Raw genomic sequence first — 16,405 nt, 5'->3', positions numbered from 1 at the left:
CCCTCCGTCCCCTTTTTGGTCAGCCAGAGATGGCCAGGCGCTCGTTGTGATAGCGGCGCACGGCGGCGAACCACAGCACGGCGGCCAGGCCGAGGCTGGCGCCAAGGTAGATCGCCCAGACCGCCGGGGTGATGATCTCGTGGCGGATCACTTTCAGCAGCATCTGGTTCTGCGACAGGAACGGCACGGCGTACTGCCACAGCTCGCTCTTCAGCGGATAGGCCACCAGTGCGTAGCCGGGCAGCATCGGCAGCAGCATCAGCCAGGTCATGTGGCTCTGCGCTTCCTTCATGCTCTTGGCCGCGGCCGACAGGAAGGTCAGCAGCGAGGTGCCGATCAGCAGCATCGGCAACATCACCAGCAGCATCTGCAGCATCGAGCCGACGTTCATGTTGAACTGGCGGCCGATGTTGCCGGGTGCGATCTGCGCGCTCACCTTGAACGCGACCAGGGTCAGCAGCAGCGACACGAAACCGACCACGCAGGCGGCGGCGATCTTGCCGCTGACGATCGCGCTGCGCGAACCCGGCGTGGCCAGCAGGGGTTCCAGCGACTGCCGCTCGCGCTCGCCGGCGGTGGCGTCCATCACCAGGTAGGCGCCACCGATGAACGAGGTCAGCGTCAGCAGTACCGGCAGCAGCATCGACAGGATCATGCCGCGCTTGGCCTCGGCACTGGCCAGGTCCTGGCGCGCCACGTCCAGCGGGCGTGCCACCTGTGCGTCGATGCCGCGTGCCATCAGGCGCAGTGCACCGACCTGGCCGTTGTAGGTGGCCAGCGCCGCTTCCAGGCGTGCACTGGGTACTTCGGCCGCGCGACGCGTGCTGTCCTTGATCACCTCCACCAGCGCCGGCTTGCCCTCGGCCCAGTCCTTGCCGAAGTCATCGCTGATGCGCAGCGCCACATCGATGTCCTGGGTGCGGATGGCCTCGGCCAGGTCCTTCGGTGCCGGTGCGGCATTGAGGCCCTGTGCGGCGAGGAAGCGCACCAGGTTCGGCGCGTTCCCGGCGCCGATGGTCGGGATCTGCAACGGCTCTTCGATCTGGGTGCGTACCCGGCTCTCGGCCAGCTTGCCCATGCCCAGCAGCAGCACCGGGTACAGCAGCGGCCCGAACAGCAGGGTCAGCAGCAGCGTGCGGCGGTCACGCGACAGGTCGCGCAGTTCCTTGCGCATCACCGTCATCAGGGTCGACATCATGCTCATGCGTGCAGGCCCTCTTCGCTGCCGATCAGTTTCACGAACGCGTCCTCAAGATTGGCTTCGCCGGCCTGCGCACGCAGCTCGTCGGCGCTGCCGGCAGCCATCACCGTGCCCTTGGCGATGATCACGATGTGGTCACACAACGCGCCCACCTCCTGCATGATGTGGCTGGACAGGATCACGCAGCGCCCCTCTTCGCGCAGGCCCAGCAGGAAGCGGCGCAGCGCGCGCGTGGTCATCACATCCAGGCCGTTGGTCGGTTCGTCGAGGATGACGTTGCGCGGGTCGTGCACCAGCGCGCGGGCAATCGCGGTCTTGGTGCGCTGGCCCTGCGAGAAACCATCGGTCTGCCGGTCGAGGATGTCCCCCATGTCCAGCGCGTGCGACAGCACCTCGATGCGTTCGCGGATGCGCTCGGCAGACAGGCCATGCAGTTCGCCGAAGTAGGCGATGTTCTCGCGCGCGGTCAGGCGCTTGTAGACGCCACGCGCATCGGGCAGCACGCCCAGGTGGCGGCGCACCTCCACCGGATTGAGGGCGGCATCGATGCCATCGACAGTGATGCTGCCCTGGTCGGGCGTCATCAGTGTGTACAGCATGCGCATGGTGGTGGTCTTGCCGGCACCATTGGGGCCGAGCAGGCCGGTGATCTGCCCATCCCCGGCGCGGAAGCCGACGTTGGCGACCGCCTGGATGCGGCCCGTGCGGGTATCGAAGGCCTTGTGCAGGTTGTCGGCGACGATCATGGTTCCCATCCGTTGAACGAGGTGAACGCCGGCACGTAGCTCAGCGTGTCCAGGCAGCCGGCATCCAGCGCCTTGGCATCGGTCTTGTCGATGAACTGTCCGAGCAGCCGCGGCATGCAGCCGGCGGTCAACGTGCCATGGCCCTGGCCACGGGCGACCAGCGCACGGCCGTTGGGCAGGCCCTTGAGCACCTGTGCGGCGTAGCGCGGCGGCGTCACCGGGTCCAGCTCACCGGACAGCAGCAGTGCCGGCACGTCGCTGCGCAGCGGCACGGCATCGGTTGCCGGCGCCGGACGGTGCGGCCACACCGGGCAGGCCGCGAAGAACGCGCTGGCGACCTCGTTGCCGAACAGGCGTTCGGGATCTTCGGCCGGCGCGTGGTAGCGCGGCGCATCCTCGCTGCAGATCACCGACCATTGCATGCCGCGGTTGATCTGGAAATCCATGCTGCGGTTCGCGCCGCGCGCCAGCGATGCCAACGGGGCATAGCGCCCCTGTGCGGCTTCATCCAGCACCAGTGGCAGCAGCGAGGAATACTGCGGCACGTAGGAGAAGGCGAAGGCAAGGCCGACCACGCTGTCCGGCGTCAGGACATCCTGCCGGGGTGCGTTGGTACCCGGGTCGCGATACTCGAGCGAGACCGGTGCACGGCGCAGGGAGTCGACCACGCTGCGCAGCTGCGCGCGGGTATCGGTCGGGAAACGCTTGCTGCACGCGGCATCCTTGCGGCACTGCGCCGACTGCAGGGCGATCGCATCCTCGAAGGTGGTTGCGAAGTCGCCACCGACCACCAGCTCGTTCGGTACCACGCCATCGATGACGATGCTGCGGGTGTGCTGCGGGTAGGCCCCGGCATAGCGCTGGGCCACGCGGGTACCGTAGGAGCCGCCAACCAGGTTGAGCTGGTCCACACCGAGCGCCGCACGCACCGCATCCAGATCGGCGATCGCCTCGGTGGTGGTGTAGAAGCGCGCATCGGCACGCCCCTGCAGCGATGCGGCGCAGCGCTGGGCGTAGTCGCGCAACGCTGCCTCGGAAGGCGCGGCATCCTCGTCCACCTGCAGCGGCTTGCCGTCCGCGCCCAGGCAGCTGAGCGGGTTGGAGCCGCCGGTGCCGCGCTGGTCGATCAGGAACACGTCGCGCTGTTTGCGGACCTGGCGCAGTGCAGTGTCGACGATGACCGCCACCTCGCTGGCCGCCTGGCCGGGGCCGCCGGCCAGGAAGAACACCGGGTCCGGCTGGCTGGCGCCGCTGCTGCCCGATTCCAGCCAGGCGATACGCAGGCCGATCCGGCGACCGCCGGGCTGGGCCCGGTCCTCCGGCACCTGCAGGGTGGCGCACTGCGCCTCCACGTTGGCGCTGGCGCCTTCGGTAGACAGCGTGCAGGGCTGGAAGTCGATCGTGCCGAAGCGGCGGCTGGGTGCATCGCTGGCGCTTCCGGCGTCGGCCGGCGGCGGCTGGCTGCACCCGGCAAGCATCAGGCTGGCCAGCATCCCGGCCAGCGCGAGGTGGTGTCTTTGCATCGTGCTCGTTTCCCCTGGAGGACGTTCCTGTCGACCACGACGGGCTGCCGCGGAAGATGTGACCCAACTTACACGGGCAGCGCGCCGACGGCGATGGGCAATGACGAATCCGCCGCCAACGGCGCGCAGACCAGGCGGTCCCGCCCCTCGGCCTCGGCCGGCACAGGGCGGCATCGGCGGCGGACCGCAGCGCCCCATGGGCCATTGCCCCGGCCCGACGGCGATGCGGGGTCTGAAAACGGCGAGCACGGCCGCCGGCGCGCGCGCAGAATCCGCCGCAGACCCAGGAGACGCCCATGCACACGTGGTACCTCGGTGGCATCGACCATCGCCCCTTCCTGCACCTGTTCGAGATGAGCGACAGCGCGCTCGCCGCGCTCGGCATCCAGCGTCGCTGGGCCGGCGCCAACGGCGGACATCCCTGCCGGATCAGCCTGAGCGATCCCGCGCCTGGCAGCGAGCTGCTCCTGCTGTCCCACGTCCACCTGCCGCTGCATTCGCCGTACCGCGCCGCCGGCCCGATCTTCGTGCAGCGCGGCGTGACCCGTTGCGTGCTGACGCCGGGCGAGGTGCCCCCGTATGTGCAGCGCCGGATGATTTCGATGCGTGCCTATGACCACGCCGCGCTGATGTGCGGTGCCCAGGTCTGTGCGGGCACCGAGGTGGCCGACCATCTGGATGCACTGTTTGCCGACCCGTCGGTGGCATTCGTCCAGCTGCACAACGCGGCGCATGGCTGTTTCTCATGCCAGGCAGATCGGGTGGGTACCGGGACCGCGTAGCGTGATCTCCATGACGTGATCGATGCCACGCCGATCACGTGACATACAGCGCATCCGTTCAGCCCTGCGTGAAGCCTGCGGGAAGGGCTTCACATGCGCAGTCACGGATCGGCACTTCGATGGTTCCGTCGCCTGCATCGCGACTCGATACTCGCCGTGGTGCCGCCGGAAGTCCGCCGCGCAGCGCAGCGCCTGCGGTCACCGTTCCCTTTCGACGACCACAAGGATGCGCCATGTCATTCCGATCCACACCGCTGTTGCTGGCCACCTCGTTCGTGGCTGCGGGCCTGTGCCTGGCCGGCAACGCGTTCGCCCACGGCACCATGACCACGCCTGTCAGCCGCGTCTACGCCTGTTTCCAGGGCAACCCCGAGAACCCGACCAACCCGGCCTGTGCCGCCGCCAAGGCCATCGGCGGTTCGCAGGCGTTCTACGACTGGAACGGCATCAACCAGGCCAACGCCAATGGCAACCACCAGGCCGTGGTACCCGACGGCAAGCTGTGCAGCGGCAACAACCCGACCTTCCGCGGGCTGGATGTGAACCGCAGTGACTGGCAGACCACGCCGATCCAGCCCGATGCCAATGGCAGGTTCACCTTCGTGTTCAAGGCGACCGCACCGCACGCCACCCGTGACTGGCGCTTCTTCGTCACCCGCGAAGGCTGGCAGCCGGGCGGCCCGCTGCGCTGGGCCGACCTGCAGGAGTTCTGCACCCTGGGCAATACACCGCTGTCGGCCGATGGCACCTACAAGCTGCAATGCACGTTGCCGCAGCGCAGCGGCCAGCATGTGATCTACAACACCTGGCAGCGCTCGGATTCGACCGAGGCGTTCTATACCTGCATGGATGTGCGCTTCCAGGGCGGCGGCGGAACGGCACCGGCAACACAGTGGCAGGATGCCGGCCCGGTCACCGCGCGCGGCGAGCTGCCGGTCGGCACCACGTTGGCGCTGCGCGTGTTCAATGCCAACGGCAATGATGTCGAACGCGTGGAAGCCACGCTGGCCAGCGGCCAGACTGCCGCCGCACAGTGGCCGCTGGTGCTGGCACGCAAGGTCAATGCCAGTGCGCAGCACGCACGCGTGGGCGTGCTCAGCAACGGCGTGATCACGCCGGCGGCCTCGGCCACCGACAACCGGGTGTACCTGAAGGACGGCAACCGCTTCCAGCTCGACACCCGGGTGCCCGACGCGGGCACGCCGTCGCCGGGCGGTGATTTCGACCACGTGTACCCCGCAGGCATTGGCAGCTACGTCCCCGGCCAGACCGTGGTAAAGGGCACCGACGGCAAGCTGTACGCCTGCCGCCCGTTCCCGGAAGGGGCGTGGTGCAACGTCAATGCCGAGGCATATCGCCCCGGTATGGGCAGTGCATGGCGCGATGCTTGGGTGCCCTACTGACCCGTTGTAGAAGGCGGTGCGCATCGCGCCGCCTTCTGCCTGAGCCGCAGTGCTTTGAGCAGCGTGCTGCAGATCAGGCACGACAGCCACTGAAATCAAACTTGTCCGATATTGCCGGCCTGTCTGCATGTGAAGACTTCATGGGGTTTCCCATACCTCGCAAAGGAGTCTCTGCATGCACCTGTCCCATCGGGCAGTCCTCGCACTGTCCGTCGTTGCCGGCCTGGCCCTGTCCGGCAGCGCCTTCGCCCACGGCACCATGACCAAGCCGCTCAGCCGCGTGAAGCAGTGCCACGAGGGCAATCCGGAAAACCCGACCAACCCGGCCTGCGCCGCCGCCAAGGCCATCGGTGGTTCGCAGCCGTTCTACGACTGGAGCGCGATTGCCCACGGCAATGCCAATGGCAACCATCGCGAACTGGTGCGCGACGGCGAACTGTGCAGTGCCAGCATTCCCAAGTACCGCGGGCTCGACCTGAACCGCACGGACTGGCCGACCACGCCGATCCGCGCCGACGCCCGTGGCCGTTACACCTTCGAGTTCCGCGCGCCGGCGCCGCACGCCACCCACGAATGGAAGTTCTACGTCACCCGCGATGGCTGGCAGCCGGGCAGCCCGCTGCGTTGGGCCGACCTGCAGGAATTCTGCACGCTGGGCAACACGCCGCTGTCCGAAGGCGGTGTCTACAAGCTGGACTGCCCGCTGCCCAAGCGCAGTGGCCAGCACATCATCTACAACACCTGGCAGCGCTCGGATTCGCAGGAGGCGTTCTATACCTGCATGGACGTGCGCTTCGAAGGCGGCGATGGCGTGGTTCCGCCGCCGCAGTGGCAGGATGCCGGCGCTGTGACCGCCAACGGTGCACTGGACGTGGACAGCACCGTGACCCTGCGTGTGTTCAATGCCAACGGCAATGACCTGGAGCGCGTGGAGACCACGCTGGCGGCCGGCCAGACCGCTCCCGCACAGTGGCCGCTGGCGCTGGCCCGCAAGGTCAATGCCAGTGCGCAGCACGCCCGCGTCGGTGTGATGAAGAACGGCGTGATCACGCCGGTCGCCTCGGCCACCGAAAACCGCGTGTACCTGAAGCCGGGCAATCGCTTCCAGCTGGAAACCCAAGTGCCGGGCCCGGTTGATCCGGTCGACCCGCCGGGTGGCGATTTCGACTTCGTGTATCCGGCCGGCCTCGGCAGCTACACGCCGGGCGAGACCGTGGTGAAGGGCACCGACGGCAAGCTGTACGCCTGCCGCCCGTTCCCGGAAGGCGCGTGGTGCAACATCAATGCCGGTGCCTATCGCCCGGGCACCGGCTATGCCTGGCGTGATGCCTGGGTCGCGTACTGAGGCAGGCACCGGGGGCGGCAGGGTGCCGCCTCCGGTTCGCGGGGTTGCCGGCCAGCGGCCGGCACGCCCCGCCTACTTGCTGCTGACGTACTTCTCGCGGCGGATCTGCGGGTTGCCCAGGCCGGCGGCCTTCAGCAGCTCGGCGCAGGCATCGACCATGTCCGGGTTGCCGCACAGGTAGGCGATGTCGGTGGCCGGGTCCGGCGTGAAGCCGGCCAGCGCCTGCTGCACGTAGCCGTGCTGTACGTCCGGGTGCGGATCAGCCGGGAGTTCACGCGACAGGCACGGAACATAGCGGAAGTTCGCGTGCTTTTCGGCGAAGCTGTAGAAATCTTCGCTGTACAGCAGCTCGCCCGGGCTGCGCGCGCCCTGCAGCAGCACGATCTGCACGCCGCGTTCGGCCATGGCCTTCTCCAGCAGCGGCAGCATGGAGCGGTACGGGGTAACACCGGTACCGGTGGCGATCAGCAGGTAACGGGCGTTGTGGTCACCGGGATTCAGGCAGAACCGGCCATAGGGGCCGGACGCACTGATCTGGCTGCCCTGCTCCAGTGCCTCGAACAGGGCCGTGGCGGCGCCACCGGGCACGAAACTGACCGCGATGTCCACCGCCTCGCCCGGGCCCAGCGCATGGTCGTGGATGGTCGCCAGCGAGTAGCTGCGCTTGGTTTCGGTGCCGTCGGCGTAGCTGAAATGGACCTGGATGAACTGGCCGGGCTGGAAATCCAGCGGCTGCCCATCGTCACGCACGAACTGGTAATGGCCGACGGTCGGGGCCAGCATGCGGCAGCCGACCAGCTTGAGGGGGAATTGAACAGGCACGACTTTTCGGGACAGTGTGTAGCCGGGGCAAGCCCTCGGGGTCTTCTATAATAGCCCCTCCCCGCCCCTCTCCAGCGCCAGCCCATGGGCGCGAAGGCTTCGAGCTTGGCATCCCAGAACGATACGGCGCCCGCCCTGCGCGTGCGCGACCTGCGCAAGACCTATGACAACGGCACCCAGGCCCTGAAGGGCGTTTCCCTGGAAGTGGCCCCGGGCGACTTCTTCGCCCTGCTCGGCCCCAACGGGGCGGGCAAGTCGACCCTGATCGGCATCATCAGCTCCCTGGTCAACCTCAGCGAGGGCCAGGTGGAAGTGTTCGGCAGCGACCTGGTGCGGAACCGCAGCGCCACCATGCGCCTGATCGGCCTGGTGCCGCAGGAAATCAATTTCAACCTGTTCGAAAAGCCCTTCGACATCCTGGTGAACTACGCCGGTTTCTACGGCGTGCCGCGCGAGGAAGCCGAGCAGCGCGCCGAAGAAGAACTGAAGCGCGCGCACCTGTGGGAAAAGGCGCAGGTGATGAGCCGCACGCTGTCCGGCGGCATGAAGCGCCGGCTGATGATCGCCCGCGCGATGATGACCCGCCCGCGGCTGCTGATCCTGGACGAACCCACCGCCGGCGTGGACATCGAGATCCGCCGCGACATGTGGCGCGTGCTGAAGGAGATCAACGGTGCCGGCACCACGATCATCCTCACCACCCACTACCTGGAAGAGGCCGAGTACCTGTGCCGCCACCTGGCGATCATCAACCATGGCCAGATCGTCGAGCAGGGGCCGATGCGCACCCTGCTGGCCAAGCTGGACGTGGAAGGCTTCCTGCTGGACATCGACGGTGACCTGCCGGCGCAGCTGCCGGTGATCGAGGGCGCGACGCTGACCGCGCCGGATCCGCACACGCTGGACATCGACATGCCACGCGCGATGGACCTCAACCGCGTGTTCGCCACGCTGAACGAGGCGGGTATCCGCGTGCGTTCGATGCGTACCAAGAGCAACCGCCTGGAGGAGCTGTTCGTGCGCCTCACCGGCAACATGGAGAAGCCTGCATGAGCACCACCGAGCTGACCGACGGCCAGCGCAACCGCATCGCGCTGATGACCATCGTGCGCCGCGAAGTCGCCCGCATCATGCGCATCTGGGGCCAGACCCTGGTGCCGCCGGCGATCACCATGACCCTGTACTTCCTGATCTTCGGCAACCTGATCGGGTCGCGCGTGGGTGACATGGGCGGCTACACCTACATGCAGTTCATCGTGCCGGGCCTGGTGATGATGAGCGTGATCCAGAACAGCTACGGCAACATCAGTTCCTCGTTCTTCGGTGCCAAGTTCGGCCGCCACGTCGAAGAACTGCTGGTCAGCCCGATGCCGAACTGGGTGATCCTGTGGGGCTACGTGGCCGGTGCCGTGCTGCGCGGCCTGATGGTCGGCGTGATCGTGCTGATCATCGCGATGTTCTTCACCCCGGTGCGAATCCCGCATCCGATCGTGATGCTGACCACGGTGATCCTCGGCGCGACGATCTTCTCGCTGGCCGGATTCATCAATGCGGTGTATGCGAAGAAGTTCGATGACGTGGCGATCGTGCCGACCTTCATCCTGACCCCGCTGACCTACCTGGGTGGCGTGTTCTATTCGGTGAAGCTGCTGCCGGGCTGGGCCGAAGCGGCCACGCACGCGAACCCGATCTTCTACATGGTCAACGCGTTCCGCTATGGCCTGCTGGGTAGCAGCGATGTGCCGCTGCCGGTGGCCTACGGCCTGATGATCGGTTTCGTGGTGGTGCTGACGGCGCTGGCCCTGTGGCTGCTGCGCCGTGGTGTGGGCATGCGCAGCTGAGACCTGCGTGGTAGTGCCGGCCGCTGGCCGGCAACACCAGATCCACGCCATGCGTGGATGCAGCAGTCTGTAGAGCCGAGCCTATGCTCGGCTCTTTTTTGCCTGCAATCTCCGGCACAATCGCAGTTCTGATTCCCCCCAGAAAACGGTGAACGTGCAATGCGCATCCTGATCCTCGGCGCCGGCGGTACCGGCGGTTACTTCGGTGGCCGCCTGGCCCAGGCCGGCGTGGACGTGACCTTCCTCGTGCGCCCCGCGCGCGCCGCGCAGCTGGACCATGATGGCCTGGTCATCCGCAGCCCACTGGGTGATGCGCGTTTCCCGGTTCAGCACGTCACTGCTGATGCACTGCCCGCACTGGCCGCGCAGAAGCCCTTCGATCTGGTCATCCTCAGCTGCAAGGCCTACGACCTGGACAGTTCGATCGATGCCATCGCCCCGGCAGTCGGAGCGAACACCACCGTGCTGCCGATCCTCAACGGTCTGCACCACTACAACGCACTGGATATGCGCTTTGGCCGCGACGCGGTGCTCGGCGGCCTGTGCTTCATCAGCGCCACCAAGGCGCCCGATGGCGCGGTGCTGCATCTGGGCAAGCCGGCCAAGCTCACCTTCGGCGAGCGCGACGGCGGCGCGATCTCCGCGCGCGTGCGCGCCTTGGCTGCGGTCTGCGCGAAGGCCAACCTTGATCACCTTGCCAGCGAACGTATCGGCCAGGAACAGTGGATCAAGTACACCTTCCTGACCGCGCTGGCCGCAGCCACCTGCCTGCTGCGTGCGGATATCGGCACCATCGTCGCCACCGATGATGGCGAGGCGATCGTACGTGGCCTTTACGACGAGTGCCTGGCCGTCGCCGAAGCCGCCGGTGAACCGGTTCCGGAGGCAGCGCAGGACACTGCGCGCGGCACGCTGACCCAGGCCGGCTCGGCGTTGAAGGCCTCGATGCTGCGTGATCTGGAGGCCGGCCAGCAGGTGGAGGCCGAACAGATTGTTGGCGACATGCTGGTGCGTGCGCGCAGGGCTGATCAGGAAGCCCTGCTGCTGCAGGTTGCCTACAGCAGTCTGCAGGCCTACCAGGCACTGCGGGTCGCGTGAGTCCCGCCTTGCAGGCCAGCCTATTGCCCGCGCGGGTACTGATTCTCGGGCTGGGCTGGAGCGGACGCGTGCTGGCCGCGCAGCTGCAGGCGCACGGCATAGGCGTGGCCGGCACAGTGCGCGATCCCTCGTTCGCGCCGGACGATGGCCTGCCACGGCATCAGCTGCACGCCGACACGCCACCGTCGCCTGCCCTGCTCGATGTGATCGCGCAGGCCGATGCCGTGCTGTGCAGCGTGCCGCCCGACGCGGAGGGCGACCCGGCACTGCGCCTGCTGCTGCCCGCGCTGCAGGCCAGCCCGGCATTGCGCTGGGTCGGCTATCTGTCGTCGACCTCGGTGTATGCCGACCGCGCCGGCGGTTGGATCGACGAGCGCAGCGCGGCCGACGCCACTGAAGCGGCTGGCGTGCAGCGCCTGCTCGCGGAAGCCCAGTGGCGCGCACTGGCCGGACAACGCGGCATCGCCTCGGCGGCATTCCGCCTGCCCGGCCTGTACGGGCCGGGTCGCAATGCGCTGGTGCAGTTGGCGCAGGGGCGTGCGCGCCACGTGGTTCGCCCGGGCCAGGTGTTCAACCGACTGCACGTGGATGACCTGGCAACCGTCATCATCGCCGCAATGCGGCGCCCGGCCCGGCAGGGTCTCTACCTGCCCAGCGACGACGAACCGGCGCCGCCGCAGGATGTGCTGGCCTTCGCCGCGAAGCTGGGCGGGTTTGCGCTGCCGCCCGCCGTGGCCTGGGATGACCCGGTACTGAGCCCGACGCTGCGGCGCTTCTACGAGAGCAACAAGCGCATCGACAGCCGTGGCACGCGTGAAGCGCTGGGGTGGCAGCCGCGCTTCCCGAGTTACCGTGAAGGCCTGACGGACCTTGCCGCTTCGCTCGCCGGGCATGGCCCGGCGCTACCGGACAGCGCTTTGTAGAGCCGAGCCCATGCTCGGCTGCTCTTTGCGTCTTTCGCGCTGCGCGCGATAAGCCGAGCATGGGCTCGGCTCTACGGATCAACCCGCGTCGGGCAGGCGGAAGAACGCGCGGGCGGCCGCCGTGGCATTGGCCGCGGTCACCGCAACGTCCTCGCCACGGTCACGTGCCAGCTCTTCCACGATGTGCGACAGGAACATCGGCTCGTTGCGCCGGTCCTTCGGCATCGGCTTCAGCGTGCGCGGCAGCAGGTACGGCGCGTCGGTCTCGATCATCAGGCGGTTGGCCGGGATGTTCTTCACCAGTTCGCGCAGGTGCGCGCCACGGCGCTCGTCGCACAGCCAGCCGGTGATGCCGATGTACCAATCCTGGTCCAGGTAATCGAACAGCTCACCGCGTTCGCCGGTGAAGCAATGCACCACCGCCGGACCGATGCGACCTTCGAAGTTCTTCATCTGTGCCATGAAGTCGGCATGCGCATCACGCTGGTGCAGGAACAGTGGCTTGCCGTTGTCTGCCGCCAGCTGCAGCTGGCGCTCGAACGCGCGGTGCTGGGCCGGGCGCGGCGAGAAGTCACGGAAGTAGTCCAGCCCGCACTCCCCCACCGCCACCACTTCCGGATGCGCGTGCAGCGCGCGCATCTCGGCATCGCATTCCTCGGTGTATTCCACCGCGTGGTGCGGGTGCACGCCGGCGGTGGCGTACAGGAAGCCGGGGTGCTGCTGGGCCAGCTGCAACGCCAGCGGCGAGTGCTCGCGGCTGGCGCCGGTGATGACCATCTGCACCACGCCGGCCTGGCGCGCGCGGTCCAGCACGGCATCGCGGTCGCGGTCGAAGGAGTCGTGGGTCAGGTTGGCGCCGATATCGATCAGGTGCATGGTCATCGCGGGGGAAAAGTGCCCGCGCATTGTACCTGCGCCCGCCGTGCCCCCTTATCCTTTGCACATGAACGCCCCGCTCTTCCCGATTTCCCCGCTGCTGCCGCAGATCCAGCAACATCTGGCCGCGCATCAGCGACTGGTGCTGGAGGCCCCGCCCGGTGCCGGCAAGACCACCCAGGTGCCACTGGCACTGCTCGACGCACCGTGGCTGCAGGGCCGCAAGATCATCCTGCTGGAACCACGGCGGGTCGCAGCCCGCAGCGCCGCGCTGTTCATGGCGCGGCAGCTGGGCGAGGAGGTCGGTGGCACGGTCGGCTACCGCATCCGCTTCGAAAACAAGGTTTCGGCGCGCACGCGCATCGAGGTCGTCACCGAAGGCATCCTGACCCGCGTGCTGCAGGACGACCCGATGCTGGAAGAGGTCGGTGCGATCCTGTTCGACGAATTCCACGAGCGCCATCTCAGCGGCGACCTCGGCCTGGCGCTGGCGCTGGATGTGCAGGCGCAGCTGCGCGATGACCTGCGCCTGGTGGTGATGTCGGCCACGCTGGACGGCGAGCGGCTGGCACGTTTTCTCGATGCGCCGCGGCTGAGCAGCGAGGGCCGCAGCTACCCGGTGGCGATCAGCCATTTCCCGGCGCGCCGCGATGAGGCGCTGGAACTGCAGGTGCGCCGCGCGGTGCAGCAGGCCCTGGCCCAGCACCCCGGTGACCTGCTGGTGTTCCTGCCCGGCCAGCGCGAGATCGCGCGGGTGCAGGCGGGCCTGCAGGAATCGCTCAATGGCGATGTCGAGGTCCTGGCGCTGCACGGTGAACTGCCGGTGGAACAACAGGCGCGCGTACTTCAGGTGGCCAGCGATGGCCGCCGGCGCGTGGTGCTGGCGACCAACGTCGCCGAGTCGTCGGTGACGTTGCCCGGCGTGCGCGTGGTGATCGACAGCGGCCAGGCACGCGAACCGCGCTACGACCCCAACAGTGGTTTCACCCGGCTGGACGTGGTGGCCATCGCGCAGGCATCGGCCGACCAGCGCGCGGGCCGCGCCGGCCGCGTCGCCGAGGGCGTGGCCTGGCGGCTGTGGCCACAGTCGCAGCGGCTGGAACCGCAGCGCCGCGCCGAGATCGACCAGGTGGAACTGGCCGGACTGGCACTGGAGCTGGCGGCCTGGGGCAGCAGCGATCTGCGCTTCCTCGATCCGCCACCGGCCGGCCCGATGGGTGCCGCGCGCGAACTGCTGCAGCGGCTCGGCGCCCTGTCCAGCAGTGGCGCGATCACCGAACTGGGCCGGCGTGTGCTGGCGCTGGGCACGCATCCACGGATGGCGGCGATGCTGCTGGCAGCGCCCGATGCCCGCGCCCAGGCGCTGGCTGCCGACCTGGCCGCGCTGCTGGAGGCGCGCGACCCGTTGCGCCAGGGCGGCGACGCGCTGGCGGCCCGCTGGCGCGCACTGGCCGCGTTCCGCAATGGCCGCACACCGGGCGATGCCAACCGCAGCGGGCTGGCCGCGATCGATGCCGCCGCCAAGCAGTGGCGTAGCCGCCTGCGCTGCGAAGCCACGCCGCCGGCCAGCATCGAGGCCCATGAGCTGGGCGACCTGCTCGCTCATGCCTTCCCTGACCGGATTGGCTTCCAGCATCCCAGCGATCCTCTGCGCTACCTGCTGGCCAATGGCCGCAGCGCGCGCCTGCACGAGCTGAGCGACCTGCGCGGTGAGCCGTGGCTGGTGGCCAGCGAACTGCGCTTCGAGGCGCGCGATGCACTGCTGCTGCGCGCCGCACCGGTGGACGAGGATCGGCTGCGCAAGGCGTGGCCGGAGCGCTTCGTCACTGAAGACGTGGTGCGCTGGGACAGCGAACGACGCGCCCTGGTGGCGCTGCGCGAGACCCGTTTCGACCGCATCGTGCTGGACAGCCGCTCGGCCGGCCGGGTCGATCCGCAGCACGCCGCGCAGGCACTGACCGACGCGGTGGCTGAACTCGGTCTGCAGGCGCTGCCGTGGACCGAGGGCCTGCGCCAGTGGCAGGCGCGCGTCGAGTCACTGCGGCGCTGGATGCCGGAGCTGGACCTGCCCGACTGCAGCGACGCGGCCCTGCTGGCCAATCTCACGCAGTGGCTGCAACCCGCGTTCGCCGGCAAGAGCCGCTTGGACGCGCTGGATGAGGCCAGTTTCGGCGAGGCACTGAAGTCGCCGCTGGAATGGTCACAACGGCAGCTGGTCGAGCGCAATGCGCCGACCCGCATCACCGTGCCGTCCGGGCTGGAGCGGCCGATCACCTACGCGTTGGACAGCGAGAGTGGTGATCCGCTGCCGCCAGTGCTGGCGGTGAAACTGCAGGAACTGTTCGGCCTGGCCGACACGCCGCGCATCGCCGATGGCCGCGTGCCGCTGACCCTGCACCTGCTCTCCCCCGGCGGCCGCCCGCTGCAGGTCACCCAGGACCTGCGCAACTTCTGGGAAAACACCTACGCCGAAGTGAAAAAGGAAATGAAGGGCCGTTACCCGCGCCATCCGTGGCCGGACGATCCGTGGACCGCGACAGCCACGCACCGCGCCAAGCCGCGTGGAACCTGACGGGTAGTGCCGGCCGCTGGCCGGCAATGCATTCCACAGGGTGCCCGGGACTGCCGGCCAGCGGCCGGCTACCGGTTTGGGACCCTGCCTGATCCTGAATGGCTGCGGTAGAGTCACACCACGTGCGTCCCCGACTGACATACCGTTTACGGGCAACGCGCGACACTGGACTTCGACCCGAGGCAAAGGACCCCCGCATGAGCAAGCTGACCGTAATCACCGACCGCGCTCTGGAGCGCGCCCTGGAGCTGGCCCACACCGCTGGCGATGGCCTGAAGAGCGCCGGTGGCAGCCTGCGCAACGCGGATTGGATCAAGACCGGCGCCGCCCTCGGCGCAGTGAAGACCGGCGGCAAGGTCGCCACCAAGTTCGTGCGCCGCAATCCGGCCGTGGCCGTGGCCGCTGCTGCGGTGGGTGTCGGCCTGCTCGGCTATGCGCTGTACCGCAAGCAGCAGAAGAAGAAGGCTGCCAATGGCCATGTGGTGAATGGGCAGGCGCAGCGCATCAGCGCGCGTGACCGCCGCAACGACACCGTCGTGGACGAGCACAGCGATATCGGCAGCGACGCCTGAGCCTGCCGGGGTCGGATCCCTTCCACAGGAAGGGCTCTGACCCCAAGGCACTCCATGAGGGCCGGATGCCGCGAGGTATCCGGCCCTTTCTGTTTCAACCGATCTGCCGCCACTGTCCGGGCTGCAGGTCCTCCAGCCGGTACGGTCCCATCGACACCCGCACCAGCCGCAACGTCGGCAGGTTCACTGCCGCTGTCATCCGCCGCACCTGGCGGTTGCGGCCTTCGCGGATCGTGATCGCCAACCAGCTGTCCGGCACGGTCTTGCGGAAGCGTACCGGCGGATCGCGCGTCCACAGCAATGGTGCTGGATCGAGGCGCTCGATCTTCGCCGGCAGGGTCGGCCCATCGTTGAGTACCACGCCGTCGCGCAGCTGTTGCAGCTGCTCGTCACTGGGCGTGCCTTCCACCTGCACCCAGTAGGTCTTGTCGGCCTTGTGCCTGGGGTCGGTGAGCTTGTGCGCCAGCGTGCCGTTGTCGGTCAGCAGCAGCAGGCCCTCGCTGTCATGGTCGAGCCGGCCAGCGGCGTACACGCGCGGCGGCAGGCCGAACCCGGCCAGGGTCGGCCGCGGCGGCACGCTGCGGTCGGTGAACTGGCAGAGCACGTTGAAGGGCTTGTTGAAGGCGATCAGCATTGCAGGCACGGCGGGCGGCGGGTGGGGCATTGTCCCACGCCTCGCGCCCAGGCAACTGTAGAACCGG

The 16,405-nt window shown here is 68.3% G+C and carries 15 protein-coding genes; 9 read left to right on the top strand and 6 right to left on the bottom strand.

Annotated features, from left to right (window positions below; translation table 11 throughout):
• Positions 1–19 precede the first annotated feature (19 nt).
• The 3 genes from A7X97_RS19710 to A7X97_RS19700 are packed head-to-tail and all read right to left on the bottom strand — an operon-like array spanning position 20 to position 3,470.
• Positions 20–1,204 carry an ABC transporter permease gene (locus A7X97_RS19710; RefSeq protein WP_069138817.1) on the bottom strand — a complete coding sequence of 395 codons (1,185 nt, stop codon included), beginning with the start codon at positions 1,202–1,204 and terminating at the stop codon, positions 20–22.
• Positions 1,201–1,947 carry an ABC transporter ATP-binding protein gene (locus A7X97_RS19705; RefSeq protein WP_072168034.1) on the bottom strand — a complete coding sequence of 249 codons (747 nt, stop codon included), beginning with the start codon at positions 1,945–1,947 and terminating at the stop codon, positions 1,201–1,203. The genes A7X97_RS19710 and A7X97_RS19705 overlap by 4 nt, the downstream gene beginning before the upstream one ends.
• Positions 1,944–3,470, bottom strand: a complete 1,527-nt coding sequence (locus tag A7X97_RS19700; protein ID WP_111008344.1) for an alpha/beta hydrolase — start codon at positions 3,468–3,470, stop codon at positions 1,944–1,946. The genes A7X97_RS19705 and A7X97_RS19700 overlap by 4 nt, the downstream gene beginning before the upstream one ends.
• Before the next feature lie 296 nt (positions 3,471–3,766).
• Here A7X97_RS19700 and A7X97_RS19695 point away from each other — a divergent pair, with 296 nt between their 5' ends.
• From A7X97_RS19695 to A7X97_RS19685, 3 genes are all read left to right on the top strand, one after another.
• Positions 3,767–4,252 carry a DUF1203 domain-containing protein gene (locus A7X97_RS19695; protein WP_061478993.1) on the top strand — a complete coding sequence of 162 codons (486 nt, stop codon included), beginning with the start codon at positions 3,767–3,769 and terminating at the stop codon, positions 4,250–4,252.
• A gap of 233 nt (positions 4,253–4,485) precedes the next feature.
• Positions 4,486–5,655: a lytic polysaccharide monooxygenase gene (locus tag A7X97_RS19690; protein WP_088497014.1), complete on the top strand. Its 1,170-nt coding sequence runs from the start codon at positions 4,486–4,488 to the stop codon at positions 5,653–5,655.
• Between the two features lie 175 nt (positions 5,656–5,830).
• Entirely contained in the window at positions 5,831–7,000 is a 1,170-nt protein-coding gene (locus A7X97_RS19685) for a lytic polysaccharide monooxygenase (protein ID WP_088497013.1), read from the top strand.
• Positions 7,001–7,072: 72 nt separating this feature from the next.
• Here the strand turns inward: A7X97_RS19685 and A7X97_RS19680 are convergent, their stop codons facing one another.
• Positions 7,073–7,822, bottom strand: a complete 750-nt coding sequence (locus A7X97_RS19680; protein ID WP_072168039.1) for a ferredoxin--NADP reductase — start codon at positions 7,820–7,822, stop codon at positions 7,073–7,075.
• 84 nt (positions 7,823–7,906) lie between these two features.
• On the opposite strand from A7X97_RS19680, the gene A7X97_RS19675 reads away from it, so the two are divergent.
• The 4 genes from A7X97_RS19675 (at position 7,907) to A7X97_RS19660 (ending at position 11,684) form a co-directional block, all read left to right on the top strand.
• A complete protein-coding gene (locus A7X97_RS19675; RefSeq protein ID WP_072168040.1) occupies positions 7,907–8,875 on the top strand; it encodes an ABC transporter ATP-binding protein in 969 nt (322 codons plus the stop codon).
• Positions 8,872–9,663, top strand: coding sequence for an ABC transporter permease (locus A7X97_RS19670; protein ID WP_005420226.1), 792 nt, complete (start codon positions 8,872–8,874; stop codon positions 9,661–9,663). The genes A7X97_RS19675 and A7X97_RS19670 overlap by 4 nt, the downstream gene beginning before the upstream one ends.
• A 159-nt stretch (positions 9,664–9,822) precedes the next feature.
• Entirely contained in the window at positions 9,823–10,761 is a 939-nt protein-coding gene (gene panE / locus A7X97_RS19665) for a 2-dehydropantoate 2-reductase (protein ID WP_061478988.1), read from the top strand.
• Entirely contained in the window at positions 10,758–11,684 is a 927-nt protein-coding gene (locus A7X97_RS19660) for an NAD-dependent epimerase/dehydratase family protein (RefSeq protein WP_088497012.1), read from the top strand. Before panE ends, A7X97_RS19660 begins: the two co-directional genes overlap by 4 nt.
• A gap of 78 nt (positions 11,685–11,762) precedes the next feature.
• Here A7X97_RS19660 and A7X97_RS19655 read toward each other — a convergent pair whose 3' ends face one another.
• Positions 11,763–12,560 (bottom strand): TatD family hydrolase, encoded by a 798-nt coding sequence (locus tag A7X97_RS19655; RefSeq protein WP_088497037.1) that lies wholly within the window; start codon positions 12,558–12,560, stop codon positions 11,763–11,765.
• Between the two features lie 67 nt (positions 12,561–12,627).
• Between A7X97_RS19655 and hrpB the strand changes: the two genes are divergently transcribed.
• Together hrpB and A7X97_RS19645 are read left to right on the top strand one after the other, a co-directional pair.
• The gene (gene hrpB, locus A7X97_RS19650) at positions 12,628–15,132 is read left to right on the top strand and encodes an ATP-dependent helicase HrpB (RefSeq protein WP_088497011.1); all 2,505 of its coding nucleotides are present in this window, start codon (positions 12,628–12,630) and stop codon (positions 15,130–15,132) included.
• Positions 15,133–15,329: 197 nt separating this feature from the next.
• Positions 15,330–15,704 (top strand): hypothetical protein, encoded by a 375-nt coding sequence (locus A7X97_RS19645; RefSeq protein ID WP_061478985.1) that lies wholly within the window; start codon positions 15,330–15,332, stop codon positions 15,702–15,704.
• Between the two features lie 94 nt (positions 15,705–15,798).
• On the opposite strand, the gene A7X97_RS19640 is transcribed toward A7X97_RS19645, so the two are convergent.
• Positions 15,799–16,338, bottom strand: a complete 540-nt coding sequence (locus A7X97_RS19640) for a pseudouridine synthase (RefSeq protein WP_072168044.1) — start codon at positions 16,336–16,338, stop codon at positions 15,799–15,801.
• Between the last annotated feature and the right edge of the window lie 67 nt (positions 16,339–16,405).

The organism is Stenotrophomonas sepilia, from assembly GCF_003244875.1.
GTDB classification, from domain to species: domain Bacteria; phylum Pseudomonadota; class Gammaproteobacteria; order Xanthomonadales; family Xanthomonadaceae; genus Stenotrophomonas; species Stenotrophomonas sepilia.
Note: the sequence above shows the minus strand (reverse complement) of the source record. Positions and strands in the feature narration are given on the sequence as shown.

Excerpts from the sequence above, each read along its gene's own strand:
- panE (WP_061478988.1), top strand. The coding sequence starts at position 9,823 with ATGCGCATCCTGATCCTCGGCGCCGGCGGTACCGGCGGTTACTTCGGT.
- A7X97_RS19685 (WP_088497013.1), top strand. The coding sequence starts at position 5,831 with ATGCACCTGTCCCATCGGGCAGTCCTCGCACTGTCCGTCGTTGCCGGC.
- A7X97_RS19690 (WP_088497014.1), top strand. The coding sequence starts at position 4,486 with ATGTCATTCCGATCCACACCGCTGTTGCTGGCCACCTCGTTCGTGGCT.
- A7X97_RS19710 (WP_069138817.1), bottom strand. The coding sequence starts at position 1,204 with ATGAGCATGATGTCGACCCTGATGACGGTGATGCGCAAGGAACTGCGC.
- A7X97_RS19655 (WP_088497037.1), bottom strand. The coding sequence starts at position 12,560 with ATGCACCTGATCGATATCGGCGCCAACCTGACCCACGACTCCTTCGAC.
- A7X97_RS19695 (WP_061478993.1), top strand. The coding sequence starts at position 3,767 with ATGCACACGTGGTACCTCGGTGGCATCGACCATCGCCCCTTCCTGCAC.
- A7X97_RS19670 (WP_005420226.1), top strand. The coding sequence starts at position 8,872 with ATGAGCACCACCGAGCTGACCGACGGCCAGCGCAACCGCATCGCGCTG.
- A7X97_RS19675 (WP_072168040.1), top strand. The coding sequence starts at position 7,907 with ATGGGCGCGAAGGCTTCGAGCTTGGCATCCCAGAACGATACGGCGCCC.
- hrpB (WP_088497011.1), top strand. The coding sequence starts at position 12,628 with ATGAACGCCCCGCTCTTCCCGATTTCCCCGCTGCTGCCGCAGATCCAG.
- A7X97_RS19640 (WP_072168044.1), bottom strand. The coding sequence starts at position 16,338 with ATGCTGATCGCCTTCAACAAGCCCTTCAACGTGCTCTGCCAGTTCACC.
- A7X97_RS19705 (WP_072168034.1), bottom strand. The coding sequence starts at position 1,947 with ATGATCGTCGCCGACAACCTGCACAAGGCCTTCGATACCCGCACGGGC.
- A7X97_RS19700 (WP_111008344.1), bottom strand. The coding sequence starts at position 3,470 with ATGCAAAGACACCACCTCGCGCTGGCCGGGATGCTGGCCAGCCTGATG.
- A7X97_RS19645 (WP_061478985.1), top strand. The coding sequence starts at position 15,330 with ATGAGCAAGCTGACCGTAATCACCGACCGCGCTCTGGAGCGCGCCCTG.